Consider the following 14,741-nt stretch of genomic DNA (forward strand, 5'->3'; position numbering starts at 1 on the left):
CTTCCTCAGGCCACGTCGGCCAATGACGCTGCGGACTCCATGTCCACAGCCACAATGCGGGAAACGCCCTGCTCTTGCATGGTCACACCAATCAACTGCTCCGCCATCTCCATGGCGATCTTGTTGTGGCTGATGAACAAAAACTGGGTTTCCTTGCCCATGCCCTTGACCAACTTGGCATAACGCTCGGTGTTGGCATCGTCCAGTGGTGCGTCCACCTCATCGAGCAAACAAAAAGGTGCCGGATTGAGCTGAAAAATCGCAAAGACCAAGGCAATTGCAGTCAGGGCTTTTTCGCCACCTGAAAGCAGGTGGATCGTCTGGTTCTTTTTGCCCGGAGGCTGAGCCAGCACTTGGACACCCGCATCCAGAATCTCATCACCCGTCATGACCAGGCGGGCATTGCCGCCCCCAAATAACTCGGGAAACATCCGACTGAAGTGCTCGTTGACGATTTTGAACGTGCCGCCCAGCAGTTCACGCGTCTCGGCATCGATTTTCCGAATAGCATCCTCCAGCGTGTTCATGGCATCGGTCAGATCGGTGCATTGTGAATCCAGGAACACCTTGCGCTCTCGCGAGCTGGTCAACTCGTCCAGAGCCGCCAAATTGACAGGCCCCAAAGCTGTGATTTCTCGGTGAATGCGGTCGATTTCACCCTGCAGACCCGTCACGCGCACGGAACCCACTTCAATAGACTGCGCCACAGCTTGCAGATCTGCTTGGGCATCGGCCAACAATTGGCTGTATTGCTCCAAACCCAAACGGGCCGCTTGCTCTTTGAGTTGCAGGTCACTGATGCGTTGGCGCAAAGGGTCTAGTTCACGTTCAAAAGTGACTTTTCGCTCATCACTGGCACGCAATTTGGCCGTCAAATCATCGTAAGCGCTGCGGCAAGCTCCCAACGCTTGCTCACGATCGAGTTTGATGGCCAGCACGTTTTGCAGTCCTGCTTGAGCGGCTGCGTCGGTCAAACGGCTGAGTTCATCGCGAGCGCGTTGTGTTTCGGCCTCGATGCCGGCCACTTGTTGCTGGGCGGTGTCGATGGTGCGTTGGAGTTCCGCGCGACGTGCATCCAGGCTGCGTTGAGAAAACTGGGCTTCTTGGGCTCGGCGTTCCAAGCTGCGCTGTTGTTCGCGGCACTCAGAGAGTTTGCGCTCGCAGGCCATCACGCGCTCGTCCAATTGTGCATGGCGCTCTTGCGTGTCGGCCAACTGCATGTCGAGTTCTTCAAAACGGGCCTCGGCCGTCACACGACGCTCCTGCAACTCGTCAAGCAAGGCCTCAACTTCGGCCAGGTCGTTGCTGATTTGTTCACTGCGGGCACGTGTTTGGGCCACCAACTGAGACAGCCGCAGGGTTTCCACTTGCATCTCGTGTGTACGCGACTGACTTTCACTGGCTTCGCGACGCACGCTGATCAAGCGCTGAGAGGCATCGGCGTAGGTGGCCTCTGCGCGCACCAAAGCGCTGCGGCTTTCCTCTGAAATCAGCGTCTGGGCCCGCAGTTGCTTTTCAAGGTTGTCAATTTCTTGTGCACGCGCCAGCAAACCTGCTTGCTCGGAATCCTGTGCATAGAACAACACACTGTGGGTGCTCACGGCATGACCCGCTTGCACGTACAAGGTCTCGCTTGGCTGAAGTTCACTGCGCCAGGCCAAGGCGTCTTCCATGTGTGGGGCGGTCAAGCAACCGTGTAACCAGTCGGTCAACAAGGCAGACAAACCCGCATCGTGCACGCGCAAATGATCGGACAGGGGTTTGCAACCGGTGGGCAAACCGCTGCGGGGTGTGGCTTTGGAGGCCAAAGGCGAGGTGAAAAAAGCCAGCTTGGCCGGCGGTGCATCCAGCGCAAAGGCGCGCACCATGTCCAGTCGCGACACTTCGAGGGCTGACAAGCGTTCACGCAAGGCCGATTCGAGCGCATTTTCCCAGCCTGGCTCGATCTGAATGCGACGCCAAAGGCCCTCCAAACCGTCCATGCCATGTTTGGCCAGCCAAGGCTTGAGCTTGCCATCGGTGCGCACCTTTTCTTGCAAGGCTTTGAGGGCCTCTATGCGAGCACGCAAATCGGCCAACTTCGACGACTCTTGGTTCAGCGCCGCTTGACGCTGGCGGCGATCTTCGTCGAGGGCAGGCACAAGTTCCTGCAATTCATGCAAACGGGCCTCGGCCTCTTGCATCAAAGCTTCAGCCTCGGCCACTTGATCTTGCAAATGATTCAAACGCGCTTCGTCGGGGGCATCCAGTGCATTGCGGTCCGTCAAAAGGCGCTCACGGCGCTGGTCGAGTTGGCGCGATTGTTCCTGAATGTTTCGCTGATCGGCGGCCAACACGCCAATTTGCTGCTGCACTTGAACCACTGTGGCCCGTTGGGCCGTGGCATCGTTTTGGGCTTTGCGCAGGCTTTCCTCAAGATCAGGCAAAGCCATGGCTTGGTCTTCGACCTGCGCAGCCAATGTCAAACTTTGGTCTTCGGCCATGACCGCTTGCTCGGCCAGTGTTTCGAGTTCGGCTTGTGCGTCCAGGCTGCGTGTGCCCCATTGCGCGGTTTGCTCCAAAAGTTGTTGCAGTCGCTGTTCGGCACGTTGTCGGCCTTCGACCACATAACGAATTTCGGCCTCCAGACGGCCGACCTCCGCACTGGCCTCGTACAAAGCCCCTTGCGCTTGATTGACCTGGTCGCCCGCCGCGTAATGGGCCTGACGGATCGTCTCCAAATCAGCCTCGACATGGCGCAAATCGGCCATGCGTGACTCCAAAGCGTTGACCGCCTGATCCACATCCGCCTTCATGCGAGCTTGGTCGGCTTCGGCGTCACGCCGTTTTAAAAACCACAGCTGGTGCTGTTTCAAGGTGCTGTCGGCCTGCAAGCGGTTGTATCGGTGAGCCACTTCGGCTTGTTTTTCCAATTTCTCCAAATTGGCATTCAACTCCCGCAAGATGTCGTCAACGCGGGTCAAATTTTCACGCGTGTCCGACAGGCGGTTTTCCGTCTCGCGGCGGCGCTCTTTGTATTTGGAAACGCCAGCGGCCTCCTCCAAAAACAAGCGCAGCTCTTCGGGGCGCGACTCAATGATGCGACTGATGGTGCCTTGTCCAATGATGGCGTAAGCGCGTGGACCCAAGCCCGTTCCCAGAAACACGTCCTGAACGTCACGACGGCGCACGGGCTGGTTGTTGATGTAATAACTGCTGTTGCCGTCGCGGGTCAGCACACGCTTGACGGCGATCTCGGCAAACTGGCCCCACTGCCCCCCGGCACGGTGATCGTCGTTGTCAAACACCAACTCGACACTGGCCCGACTGGCAGGCTTTCGGGTGGTGGTGCCGTTGAAAATCACGTCCTGCATCGATTCGCCGCGCAATTCGGAGGCCTTGGACTCACCCAGCACCCATCGCACCGCGTCCATGATGTTGGATTTGCCACAACCGTTCGGGCCCACCACCCCGACCAGCTGCCCGGGCAGCAGGAAGTTGGTGGGTTCAGCAAACGATTTGAAGCCGGAAAGTTTGATGGAGTTGAGACGCACGGTGGTCTGATCGATCCAAGGAAAAGCCAAAAAAACACAAGGTCTTGCGAGAATTCGTCAAGAAGTCACCAAAACTCGCAAAAAACCACGAATCAAAGAACTCAATCTCCGATCCCGAATAATCTTAGATGTTAACTCAGCCATCACCCTCATTGGGCCCCTTGGGGAGCCATGCGCAGCAAATCTGTGTGTGCGACCCAACCTCGGCCTTCCTTCTGTTGTGCACTGTGCTGTGATGAACCCCTTGCGCCCACTTCATCAATTGTCAGGCTGGCAGCCTGCCGAATGCATTGGCACGATTTCATCCCGGATAATCGGGGGATGAATCCCCTTCTCGCCAAGCTGCAACCCTATCCTTTTGAACAGCTCAAACGGCTGTTCGCCAGCGTCACGCCCAACCCAGCCCTGCGCCACATCAGTTTGGGCATTGGCGAGCCCAAGCACGCCACGCCCGCCTTCATTCAGGAAGCGCTCAAGGCGTCGGTGGCCAACGGCTTGTCGGCCTATCCGGCCACAGCGGGCGAGCCTGCTTTGCGAAAAGCCTGCGCGGCCTGGCTGCAAACCCGTTACCAGCTGGTGCTGGATCCCGCCACGCAGGTGTTGCCGGTGAATGGTTCGCGCGAAGCCCTGTTTGCCCTGACGCAAACCGTGATCGACCCGACCCGCCCAGGCGCCACGGTGGTCAGCCCCAACCCCTTCTACCAAATCTACGAAGGCGCGGCCTTGCTTTCTGGCGCTGAGCCTTATTACGTGCCCAGCGACCCTGCGCGTAACTTTGGCAACGACTGGGACAGCGTGCCAGCCGATGTCTGGGCCCGCACGCAGCTGTTGTTTGTCTGCTCACCCGGCAACCCCACGGGCGCGGTCATGCCGCTGTCGGAATGGGAAAAGCTGTTTGCCCTGTCGGACCAGCATGGTTTCGTCATCGCATCGGACGAGTGCTACAGCGAGATTTATTTCCGCGAAGAAGCCCCATTGAGTGGCCTGGAAGCCGCCCACCAGCTGGGCCGCACCGACTTCAAACGCTTGATCTCCTTCACGAGCCTCAGTAAGCGCAGCAATGTGCCGGGCCTGCGCAGCGGCTTTGTGGCGGGTGACGCGGCCATCATCAAACAGTTTTTGCTTTACCGCACCTACCACGGCAGCGCCATGAGCCCCGTGGTGCAAGCCGCCAGCGTGGCCGCTTGGGGCGACGAGGCCCATGTGGTGGACAACCGCAATCAGTACCGCACCAAGTTCGCCCAGGTCACACCCGTGCTGGCCGAAGTGCTGGATGTGAAGCTGCCCGACGCCAGCTTTTACCTCTGGGCGGGCGTGCCCGCAGGCTGGCAAGGCGACGACGCCGCGTTTGCCCAAGCGCTTTATGAAGCCGAACACGTCACCGTGCTGCCCGGCAGCTACTTGGCCCGAGACTTCAAGGGCAGCAACCCGGGCCAAGGCCGCATCCGCATGGCCTTGGTGGCGGAAACCGCCGAGTGCCTCGAAGCGGCCGAGCGCATTGCCCGCTTTGTGCGTACCCACCCCAACAAGGCTTGAGTATGACCACCTGTCACGACACCCTGCGCCTGGCCGAGCAACTGATCGCCCGCCCCTCCGTCACGCCCGAAGATGCGGGCTGCATGGATGTGATCGCCGATGCCCTGAAGCCCCTGGGCTTTGTCTGCGAATTCATGGACTCAGGCCCCGACACCTTCCGCGTGCGCAACCTGTGGGCCAAACGTGCAGGTACTTCGGGCCAGACCTTGGCCTTTGCAGGGCACACCGACGTGGTGCCCACCGGGCCGCTCGCGCAATGGGACAGCGACCCCTTCACGCCCACTCACAAGGACGGCAAGCTGTTCGGGCGCGGCGCGAGCGACATGAAAACCTCGCTGGCGGCCATGGTCGTGGCGGTGCAAGAGTTTCTGGCGGCCAACTCCCACCCGGCATTGGGCATCGCCTTTTTGCTGACCAGCGACGAAGAAGGCCCCGCACTTGACGGCACGGTGGTCGTCTGTGAAAAGCTCCAGGCCCGTGGCGACGCACCACAGTTTTGCATCGTGGGCGAACCCACCTCAGTGCAGCAGACCGGCGACATGATCAAGAACGGCCGACGCGGCACCCTGAGCGGCAAGCTCACCGTCAAAGGTGTGCAGGGCCACATTGCCTACCCGCACCTGGCCGACAACCCGATCCACCGCCTCGCGCCTGCGTTGGCCGACCTGGTGGCCATCCGCTGGGACGAAGGCAACGCCTTTTTCCCGCCCACCAACTGGCAAGTGAGCAACATCCACGCGGGCACGGGCGCGAGCAACGTGATCCCGGGCGACTGCGTGGTCGACTTCAACTTCCGCTTTTGCACCGAGTCCACACCCGACAGCCTGCAGCAGCGTCTGCAAGCGGTGCTCGACCAGCACGGTCTGAAGTACGAGCTGGAATGGACCCTGGGTGGTCGGCCATTTCTGACCACACCCGGTACTTTGGTCCAAGCGATTGAGCAAGCCATCACCGACGAGACCGGACTGAAGACCGAGTTGTCCACCACAGGCGGCACGAGCGACGGCCGATTCATCGCGCAAATTTGCCCGCAAGTCATCGAATTCGGCCCGCCCAACGCGACGATTCACAAGGTCAACGAGCATGTGGCGCTGGTCGACATGGCACCCCTCAAGGCCATCTACCGCCGCACGCTCGAACAACTCAACGCGGGCTTGTCTGCATGAGTGCTTCAACTCTTTTAGGGCTGATCGAACAAGCCGCCGAACGGCTACAAGCTGCGGGCGTGGCCTTTGGCCACGGCACCCAGAGCGCTTTTGACGAAGCCGTCTGGCTGGTGCTCTGGCGTCTGGGCCTGCCACTGGACACCGATCTCGACGAGGTGGCCGATCAAGCCGTCACAAGTGAGCAGCAATCGGCCTGCGCTGCACTGATCGAAGAGCGCATCGGCACCCGCAAGCCTGCGGCTTACCTGACGCGTGAAGCCTGGCTTCAGGGGGTGTCGTTTTACATCGATGAACGCGCCATCGTGCCACGCAGCCTGATTGCCGAGGTGCTGGCCGACGGCACCATCGACGCTTGGTTGAGTGACCAGACGCGGCATGTGTTGGACTTGTGCACTGGCAACGGCAGCTTGGCCGTGCTGGCGGCACTGGCCTGGCCCGAGGTGCAGGTCACTGGGGCCGACATTTCTGATGACGCCCTGGCTGTGGCCGCCATCAACATCGAGCGTCACGACCTGAATGAGCGCGTCAAACTGCTGCACAGCGATGGATTATCCGACGCGCCTGGCCCTTTTGACCTGATTCTCTGCAACCCGCCTTACGTGTGCCAGGCCAGCATGGATGCCCTGCCTGCCGAGTACCTGGCTGAACCCGAATTGGCTCTGGCTGGCGGTACAGACGGCATGGACTTTGTGCGTCAGCTTTTGCGAGATGCGCCATCGCACATGAGCGAACACGCCGTGCTGGTGCTGGAAATCGGCCACGAACGCGAACACTTTGAAGCAGCCTTTCCTCAGCTGGAGGCCGCCTGGCTGGACACCAGCCAAGGAGAAGACCAAGTGCTGCTCATCACCCGCTCGGCTTTGCAGGCGCTGAACGCCGCATGAGTGCTTTACCCACTTTTGAGCAGTTTCGAGTCGAGCAAACTGCGCATTGGGATGCGTTTGTGGCCTTGATGCGCGAGTACGCGAGTAGCGACCTGAACAACCCGGGCCTGAGTTCCATTCACGGTGACATGCTTCACCCTCAAGAACGGTATTCAGGCGCAAATGGACAAGCTTGGCTGATTCAGTGTGCAGCGCAATGGGTCGGCTGCGGTGCATTCACGACCACCCGCGAAACCGGGCTTGCTGAACTCAAGCGACTGTATGTGCGTCTGCCCTTTCGTGGCCTTAACGCGTCGCGCCAACTCACGCTGCATCTGATCAAACAGGCCCGTGCATCTGGTTTTACCCGCATGGGGCTGAGCACCTGGCGCAGCAACACCGTGGCTTTAGCTCTCTACGAACGCATGGGTTTTACCGCCATCCCTGCATTCAAAAATCACCCGGACCCTGATCTGGTTTACCTTGGCATGAACTTGACAGCGCTGGACGCGGTCACCACACACACCCCATGATTGTTCTTAAAAACGTGACTCTCCGCCGTGGCACCAAAGTGCTGCTCGACCAAACTTCGGTCACCCTCAACCCCGGAGAAAAAGTCGGATTGGTTGGACGCAACGGTGCGGGCAAGTCCACCTTGTTTGCGCTGTTCAACGGTACCCTGCACGAGGACGGTGGTGACTTTGACATGCCCAAAGCCTGGCGCATGGGTCAGGTTGCGCAGAACATGCCCGAGACGGACCAGCCTGCCAGTGAGTTTGTGCTGGAAGGAGACACCCGCCTGGCCGAGTTGCGCCAACGCTTGGTGGCGGCGGAAGCCAGCGGCGACGGCATGGAAATGGCCCACGTTTATACGGACCTCGCCGACGCGGGCGATCACGACGCCCTGCCCCGCGCAGAAGCCTTGATTTTGGGCCTGGGCTTTCGGGTGGATGAACTCAACAACCCGGTCAACAGTTTTTCGGGCGGCTGGCGCATGCGCTTGCAACTGGCCCGGGCACTGATGTGTCCGTCCGACATCCTGCTGCTGGATGAACCCACCAACCACTTGGACTTGGACGCCCTGGTCTGGCTGGAAGCCTGGCTGCAGCGCTATGCGGGCACCATGATCGTGATCAGCCACGACCGCGAATTTTTGGACGCGGTCACCAATGTCACCCTGCACATCGACCATGCCAAACTGACGCGTTACGGCAGCAACTACAGCGGCTTTGAAATTTTGCGCGCCCAACAAATGGAGCTGCAACAGGCCTCATTTGCCAAGCAGCAGGACAAAATTGCCCACCTGCAAAAATTCATCAACCGCTTCAAAGCACAAGCCAGCAAGGCCAAACAGGCACAAAGCCGAGTCAAGGCGCTCGAACGCATGGAAAAAGTGGCCCTTCTGCTGGCCGATGCCGAATTCACCTTTGGCTTCAAAGAACCCAACAACCTGCCCAACCCCATGCTCGCCATCAGCGAAGCGAGCTTTGGATACATGGTGGACGATGAACCCAAATCCATCTTGCAAAACGTCAGCAAATCGGTTCTGGCCGGGCAACGCATTGGCATTTTGGGTGCCAACGGCCAAGGCAAATCAACCCTGGTCAAAACCATCGCCCGCACCATGCCCCAACTGGCAGGCACGCTGACCGAGGGCAAGGGTCTGAACATTGGTTACTTTGCTCAGCAAGAACTCGATGTGCTGCACCCGCAAGACAACCCACTCGAGCACATGATCCGCCTGGCCAAAGAGCTGGGACCCAACAGCGGTGAGCCCAGCCGTGAGCAGGATTTGCGCAATTACCTGGGGACCTTCAACTTCAGTGGCGACATGGTCAAGCAGGCCGTGGGCACCATGAGCGGCGGTGAAAAAGCCCGCCTGGTGCTGGCCATGATCGTGTGGCAGCGCCCCAATTTGCTGTTGCTGGACGAACCCACCAACCACTTGGATTTGGCCACCCGCGAAGCGCTGTCCATGGCGCTCAACGAGTTCGAAGGCACCGTCATGCTGGTCAGCCACGACCGCGCTTTGTTGCGTGCCGTGTGTGACGAGTTCTGGATGGTGGGCCGGGGCAAGGTCGAGCCGTTTGACGGCGACCTGGACGACTACCAGAAGTATTTGCTCGAAGAGTCAAAACGCCTGCGAGAAGCGGTCAAAAATGCCGCAAAAAATGGCCCCGCAGAAACCTTGGCCGTGGTTGTCGAGATGCCCAAGCCTGCACCTGTGGCTGCGGTCCACAGCCCGGCCACACCGGCGCTGAGCAGCGCTGAACAACGCAAACAAGACGCGCAACGGCGTCAGCAACTGGCCGTACAAACACGACCCCTGAAAAAAGAGCTGGAGCAAATCGAACAGCGCATGGCGGGCATCGAAACTGAAAAGAGCGCTCTGGAGCATTTGCTGAGCCGCCCTATTCCCGCGGCTGAAATTGCAGATGCGGGTCGCAAACTCAAAGCTCTTGGCGATGAGTTCTCGGCCATGGAAGAGCGCTGGCTAGAGCTGACACAACTGCTGGAAGAAACGGCCTGAAGCGCTCGTCGCCCCGCCCATAAAAATACAGCGTTCGTTCAGCCACCCACCACGGACCAGCCCGCGTGCTGGTCCGCCCTGTTGTTTTCGTATTCCCAAGATGTACCACAACGGTCGCAACGGTAACGGGTGATGGTGACCTGTCCAGTTTCTCGTGTTTCTTTGCGGTTGCTGCCTTGAACCAGTTCGGCATGACCGGGAGCGCGACGCCAGTTGCGCTGAATACCGGTGCAAGGTTCGCACAGCACCATTTTTTTCAATTCGTTGTGGATGTTCGATTCAACTGACATGTCGAGACGCTTTCCGATGGGTTTGCGTGAAATACGCCCATCCTTGAAGAGACAATGAAAAAAGCACTTTGTACCGAAATACAAAGTGCTTTTAAATTTGGTGGGACCAGCGGGGGTCGAACCCACGACAAACGGATTAAAAGTCCGCTGCTCTACCAACTGAGCTATGGTCCCGATGTTTGAGAGCAGTGCACTCAAGCAAGACTTAAATTATAGCGTCTTTTTCAGGGCTTCTCGAGGGAAGTTGCCAAAAAGTTCAAAATGACAGAGGCTGCGCACATGCCGAATGTGGCCGTTACGCTGACCACGGAGCCATACCCATGGCAATTGAGAGAGCCATCGCCCTCAAGCAAACAGGAAGCATCAGGAGGCGCGACAGACTCTCGGCTAAATATCCCTTGAACACCCATCAAATTGCCGTCCCGTGCACCCCCATGATGCTTTCGCAAACGGTAGCGCAATTGTGCCAACAGAGGGTCGTGCGTGATGCGGGACAAGTCTTGCACATCCACGAGGTGGGCCAATCGCTTACCACCTGCCGCCCCCACTGACACAAAACCGATTTTGTTTTGAAGAGCCCAGTGGGCCATGCTCACCTTGGCTCTGAGCTGATCGCAGGCATCGATCACCGCATCGGGCTGGGCGGGCAAAACACTAGGCCAATTTTCAGGCGTCACAAAATCATCAATGGCATCGACCTGGCATTCCGGGTGAATCAAGGCGATTCTTTCGCGCATTGCCTCGACCTTGGCCTGTCCCGTGGTGTGCGTCAGGGCATGGATTTGGCGATTGATGTTGGATGGCGCGATGTGGTCCATGTCCAGGAGACTCAGACGTGCCACACCACTTCGGGCCAAAGCCTCGGCAGCCCAAGAACCCACACCACCAATGCCCACCACCACCACATGGGATTGACGAATGCGCTGTGCGCCAGACAAACCATACAGGCGCTGTAAACCACCAAAACGCCGCTCTTCGTCCAGGGACATCATGCCAAGGCCTCTGCACGGCGCATTTGCCACTGAAAGGTCAGCCACGCACCCAAAACCATACCTGCCACAGCCAACATGCTGCCCCAACTCAGGGTCGACAAACCGGACAAACCTTGACCAAACGTGCACCCCATGGCCAAGACACCGCCCACCCCCATCAACACCCCGCCCAGCAAATGTGACACCAGATCAGGCGTTTGTGTGAACCCCTCCCAGCGAAACGAGCCTTCATGACTTGCACTCAGGAAGGACCCGAGAATCAAGCCCGGCACCCAAACCATGCCCAAAGTCAGACGTTTGCTCCCATCACTGAAGTACATCCAAGCGTCCCACCACAATGCCACAGGTGCTGTCATGCTGATGGCCTCCATGCGAGCACTTGCCGTGGTCAAAAACACGGTGTCCAGGGTTTCCGGGTGTTCGGACACAAAACCCAAAACGCCACTGACCCACCAAGCAACCACAACACAGCTGCCAACGGCCAGTCCAGGCCAGGCATCCCGCCATGAACGAAACGATGCATCCTTAAAGACCCACAGCAGCAGCAAAGCGCCGACAAAACCAGCTGAAACACCTGAAGCGGACGCCAGTGTCCAACCGGTCCAATGCGTGACCCACTGCCCCACAAAAGCCCCATGACTCAAAGGAAGAATGATGGGATCGAGCGCATGGACTCGCCATACCGCGGGCAAACCCCGCATGGTGGCCAATGCCGATACCCCCACAACCAAAAGAACCACCAAAGACTTTAAATTCCCGGCACCCAGTCGCGTCAAGGACTTGCTGATGCAGCCCGATGCCAGCACCATGCCTGACCCAAATAGCAAGCCACCCAAGCCCAAGGAAACAAAACTCAATGATGTGTTGGCGTAGATGGTGTTTTGCGGCGAGATCAAGCCCAAGCCAGCCATCGCTCCAAAACCCAGGATGGCCACGGCCACAGTCAATACCCATTGGCGCAAGCGGGTGGCGCTGCCCATCAGAAAAATGTCACTGAGGGCACCCATGGTACAAAAATGGCTGCGGTGCAAAACACCACCTGCCAACACGGCCAGAAAAAATGAAAGACCCAAAACCCAATGGCTTTGGGTCTGAACGTCAGCCAATGTGATCACTTTGGTCGAACCTTAACGCAGGCGAGACAAGCGATCACGGGCCGTCGCAGCTGTTTCGGACTCAGGATAAGACTTGACCAAGTCGGTCAGAGTGACGCGTGCTGCTTTGAGGTCTTTCAGTTCAATTTGCACGTTCGAAATCGCCAGCATGGACTCTGCTGCACGGGGATGGTTGGGCGCAAGCGTCAGCATTTTTTGGAAATTCGCCATCGACTCTTTGTAAGATTTGGTGGCGTATTGGGCGTTGCCCAACCAAAAAAGGGCCGAGGGCAGATAAACACTGTTGTGATGACGCGTCACAAAAGTCGTCAAGGCCACTTGCGCTGCCAAGAAATCACCTTGCCGAAAAACATCCATGGCTTGTTCAAAATCACGTTTTTCAGCGGGCTCCACCAAGTGCTCGCGGCCATCCACCGTGACTTTGACGGGCTCAAAACGCTTCAAACGGTCATCCACGGACAAAAGAACATCTTTTTGTCGCAATTGCAATTCGGTCAGGTCACGCGCGAGGCGTTCTTGCTGGCCCAGGCTTTTGGCAAGATCAGCCTTCAGCGCATCAATTTGGGTTTGCAAATCCAACAAAGAGCGCCGCAGCTGAGCATTCAGCTGGGCTTGAGACTGGTTGCTTTCCTCGACCAAGGCTTTTTGGGCGGTCTGGGATTGCTCCAATTTTTGACGAAGGTCCAATATGGCTCGCCTGGCCTCATCATCACCGAACAAGGCGGCATTGGCGGAGCCTCCCGCCCCTAACAAAGCCAGAGTCAGGGCGAGGCCGGCCGAAGCCGACCGTGTGTTAAAAATTGGCATAACGGTCATCAATAACGTATTTCAACGCGGCGGTTTTTGGCCAGATCCGTTTCGGCACTGCCTTGGGCTGCAGGCTTTTCCTTGCCGTAGCTGACCGCCTCGAGCTGGGCGTCAGACACACCGAGCAAAGCCAAAGCTTGGCGAACAGCTTCCGCACGCTTTTGACCCAAGGCCAAGTTGTATTCGCGGCCACCGCGCTCGTCGGTGTGGCCTTCCAAATTGGCTTTGCGTTGTTTGTTGGCTTGCAGGAATCGGGCGTGATTTTCAATGACTGGCCGGGCATCTGCACGAACTACAAAGCTGTCGTAGTCAAAGAACACAACATGTTCAACGCCTACAGGACCGATGCCGTTGCTCGATTTTTCGCTGATCACGTTGGAGACGCTGGTTTGTGCAGCGCTGCCAATGGGTTGAGCTTGAACATTGGCACCGGCGGACGTGGCTGAGCGGTCCTCAACAGGCACCTCGTCAAGCTTGACCCCCGAAGCACAACCGGCCAAAAGAGCCGAAAAAAACAGAGCTGTCAGAATTTTTGTACGCATATCTCACCTTTTGAAAAACAAATGACATGATTATTTTCTCATGGGTCCCCAATGAGGTTCTCGAAGATCACCGGCTTGACCGGCCAAACGGGCGCGGATGCGACCATCCAATGTGGTCGTCATCAAGGCTTCTTGTCCGCGTTGGACCGTGGCATACATGATCATTCGACTGTTGGGCGCAAAACTGGGGCGCTCGTCAGCAGACGTATCGGTCAAGGCGATGACTTGGCCCGAATTGACGTCCATCAACTGCAAAGAAAAGCCCGCACCCGTGCGAGAAACATAGGCCAACCAGCGCCCATCCGGGCTGATGGTGGGCGAGATGTTGTAATTTCCCGAAAAAGTCACACGCTCTGCAGGACCGCCTTGAGCGGGCATGCGGTAAATTTGAGGGCTGCCTCCGCGATCACTGACGAAGTAAAGCGCTGTGCCATCGGGTGAAAAAGCAGGCTCTGTGTTGATGTTGCCCTGGGTCAAACGTCTGGGTTCGCCACCTGCCAAGTCGATGCGATAAAGCTGAGATCCGCCATCACGGCTGAGCGTTGCAACCAGTGACCGTCCATCGGGTGCCCATGCCGGCGCACTGTTCGAGCCTTTGAAATTGGCCACCACCCGACGCTGGCCACTGGCCAGTTCGTGCACGTAAATCACCGGTTTGCGCGACTCAAAGGAAACATAGGCCAATTGCTGGCCATTGGGGGACCATGAGGGCGAAATGATGGGCTCAGGGCTGCTGAGCGCCGACTTGGCACCCTCGCCATCAGAGTCTGCAATCCATAGGCTGTAGCGACCGGCTGCCTTGGTCACGTAGCTGATTCGGGTTGCAAAAACACCCGGTGTCCCCGTCAATTGCTGGTAAACCCAGTCGGACAAACGGTGGGCCGACAAACGCAAATCACCCAGCACCACCGTGTCGCGAAAATCCGCTTTTTCTTGGCCTTTGACGGCATCCCAAAGTCGGGCGCGAATGTCAAAACGCCCGTCTGCCAGACGTGTGACCGAGCCGGCCACGAGGGCTTCAACCGATTGAGAACGCAGCGAAGACCAGTCGGGTCGGCTCATTTCATCGAGCGAAATGCCCGCTGCATTCAAAGCCTTGAACAAGCCACTGCGCTCCAGGTCGGATTGCACAATGGTGGCGATTTTTTGCGGCACCGAGGCTTCGCCTTTGAAAGGCGCAATGAGCACGGGCAACTGAGTCATGCCCACACCGGAGACCTCCACACGAAATTGTCCCCAGGCAGGCACACTCAATCCCAGTAAAACAATGGCCCTGAACAACTGGGCGATCCACAGCGGGGATTTGGAAAACAAAGTCATAGACCTCTCTGCGCTCAAGTGCCAATGAAGCTGCGATCGTACACCGA

12 protein-coding genes and 1 tRNA gene are annotated in these 14,741 nt (G+C 58.0%); 5 read left to right on the top strand and 8 right to left on the bottom strand.

The genetic code is table 11. From position 1 onward, the window contains the following. Positions 1-5: 5 nt before the first annotated feature. Positions 6-3,533 carry a chromosome segregation protein SMC gene (gene smc, locus AMM41_RS18125; protein WP_089962767.1) on the bottom strand — a complete coding sequence of 1,176 codons (3,528 nt, stop codon included), beginning with the start codon at positions 3,531-3,533 and terminating at the stop codon, positions 6-8. Between the two features lie 321 nt (positions 3,534-3,854). On the opposite strand from smc, the gene dapC reads away from it, so the two are divergent. The 5 genes from dapC to AMM41_RS18150 are packed head-to-tail and all read left to right on the top strand — an operon-like array spanning position 3,855 to position 9,628. Continuing rightward, on the top strand, positions 3,855-5,069 hold the full coding sequence (gene dapC / locus AMM41_RS18130; RefSeq protein WP_089962684.1) for a succinyldiaminopimelate transaminase: 1,215 nt from the start codon (positions 3,855-3,857) through the stop codon (positions 5,067-5,069). Positions 5,070-5,071: 2 nt separating this feature from the next. Further along, positions 5,072-6,235, top strand: a complete 1,164-nt coding sequence (gene dapE, locus AMM41_RS18135; RefSeq protein WP_089962686.1) for a succinyl-diaminopimelate desuccinylase — start codon at positions 5,072-5,074, stop codon at positions 6,233-6,235. Beyond that, positions 6,232-7,119, top strand: coding sequence for a 50S ribosomal protein L3 N(5)-glutamine methyltransferase (gene prmB / locus AMM41_RS18140; RefSeq protein ID WP_089962689.1), 888 nt, complete (start codon positions 6,232-6,234; stop codon positions 7,117-7,119). Before dapE ends, prmB begins: the two co-directional genes overlap by 4 nt. Continuing rightward, positions 7,116-7,631, top strand: coding sequence for a GNAT family N-acetyltransferase (locus AMM41_RS18145; protein ID WP_089962691.1), 516 nt, complete (start codon positions 7,116-7,118; stop codon positions 7,629-7,631). Before prmB ends, AMM41_RS18145 begins: the two co-directional genes overlap by 4 nt. Further along, positions 7,628-9,628 carry an ABC-F family ATP-binding cassette domain-containing protein gene (locus AMM41_RS18150; RefSeq protein WP_089962693.1) on the top strand — a complete coding sequence of 667 codons (2,001 nt, stop codon included), beginning with the start codon at positions 7,628-7,630 and terminating at the stop codon, positions 9,626-9,628. The genes AMM41_RS18145 and AMM41_RS18150 overlap by 4 nt, the downstream gene beginning before the upstream one ends. 38 nt (positions 9,629-9,666) lie before the next feature. Here AMM41_RS18150 and AMM41_RS18155 read toward each other — a convergent pair whose 3' ends face one another. The 7 genes from AMM41_RS18155 to tolB all read right to left on the bottom strand — a co-directional run bounded on the left by AMM41_RS18155 (position 9,667) and on the right by tolB (position 14,694). After that, on the bottom strand, positions 9,667-9,918 hold the full coding sequence (locus tag AMM41_RS18155) for a hypothetical protein (protein WP_089962696.1): 252 nt from the start codon (positions 9,916-9,918) through the stop codon (positions 9,667-9,669). Positions 9,919-10,016: 98 nt separating this feature from the next. After that, a tRNA-Lys gene (locus tag AMM41_RS18160) sits at positions 10,017-10,092 on the bottom strand. Positions 10,093-10,142: 50 nt separating this feature from the next. Next, positions 10,143-10,910, bottom strand: coding sequence for a tRNA threonylcarbamoyladenosine dehydratase (locus tag AMM41_RS18165; protein WP_089962700.1), 768 nt, complete (start codon positions 10,908-10,910; stop codon positions 10,143-10,145). Continuing rightward, the gene (locus tag AMM41_RS18170; protein WP_228769348.1) at positions 10,907-12,025 is read right to left on the bottom strand and encodes a YeeE/YedE thiosulfate transporter family protein; all 1,119 of its coding nucleotides are present in this window, start codon (positions 12,023-12,025) and stop codon (positions 10,907-10,909) included. The genes AMM41_RS18165 and AMM41_RS18170 overlap by 4 nt, the downstream gene beginning before the upstream one ends. Positions 12,026-12,037: 12 nt before the next feature. Beyond that, positions 12,038-12,712: a tol-pal system protein YbgF gene (gene ybgF / locus AMM41_RS18175; protein WP_368664976.1), complete on the bottom strand. Its 675-nt coding sequence runs from the start codon at positions 12,710-12,712 to the stop codon at positions 12,038-12,040. Positions 12,713-12,840: 128 nt separating this feature from the next. Continuing rightward, entirely contained in the window at positions 12,841-13,374 is a 534-nt protein-coding gene (pal, locus tag AMM41_RS18180; RefSeq protein ID WP_089962704.1) for a peptidoglycan-associated lipoprotein Pal, read from the bottom strand. Between the two features lie 30 nt (positions 13,375-13,404). Beyond that, a complete protein-coding gene (gene tolB / locus AMM41_RS18185; RefSeq protein WP_089962707.1) occupies positions 13,405-14,694 on the bottom strand; it encodes a Tol-Pal system beta propeller repeat protein TolB in 1,290 nt (429 codons plus the stop codon). Positions 14,695-14,741 lie beyond the last annotated feature (47 nt).

The organism is Limnohabitans sp. 2KL-3 (assembly GCF_001269405.1).
GTDB lineage: Bacteria > Pseudomonadota > Gammaproteobacteria > Burkholderiales > Burkholderiaceae_C > Limnohabitans_A.

What these genes read in the sequence shown, in the direction of transcription:
- dapC (WP_089962684.1), top strand. Translation starts at nt 3,855, where the DNA reads ATGAATCCCCTTCTCGCCAAGCTGCAACCCTATCCTTTTGAACAGCTC.
- dapE (WP_089962686.1), top strand. Translation starts at nt 5,072, where the DNA reads ATGACCACCTGTCACGACACCCTGCGCCTGGCCGAGCAACTGATCGCC.
- prmB (WP_089962689.1), top strand. Translation starts at nt 6,232, where the DNA reads ATGAGTGCTTCAACTCTTTTAGGGCTGATCGAACAAGCCGCCGAACGG.
- AMM41_RS18145 (WP_089962691.1), top strand. Translation starts at nt 7,116, where the DNA reads ATGAGTGCTTTACCCACTTTTGAGCAGTTTCGAGTCGAGCAAACTGCG.
- AMM41_RS18150 (WP_089962693.1), top strand. Translation starts at nt 7,628, where the DNA reads ATGATTGTTCTTAAAAACGTGACTCTCCGCCGTGGCACCAAAGTGCTG.
- AMM41_RS18155 (WP_089962696.1), bottom strand. Translation starts at nt 9,918, where the DNA reads ATGTCAGTTGAATCGAACATCCACAACGAATTGAAAAAAATGGTGCTG.
- AMM41_RS18165 (WP_089962700.1), bottom strand. Translation starts at nt 10,910, where the DNA reads ATGATGTCCCTGGACGAAGAGCGGCGTTTTGGTGGTTTACAGCGCCTG.
- pal (WP_089962704.1), bottom strand. Translation starts at nt 13,374, where the DNA reads ATGCGTACAAAAATTCTGACAGCTCTGTTTTTTTCGGCTCTTTTGGCC.
- tolB (WP_089962707.1), bottom strand. Translation starts at nt 14,694, where the DNA reads ATGACTTTGTTTTCCAAATCCCCGCTGTGGATCGCCCAGTTGTTCAGG.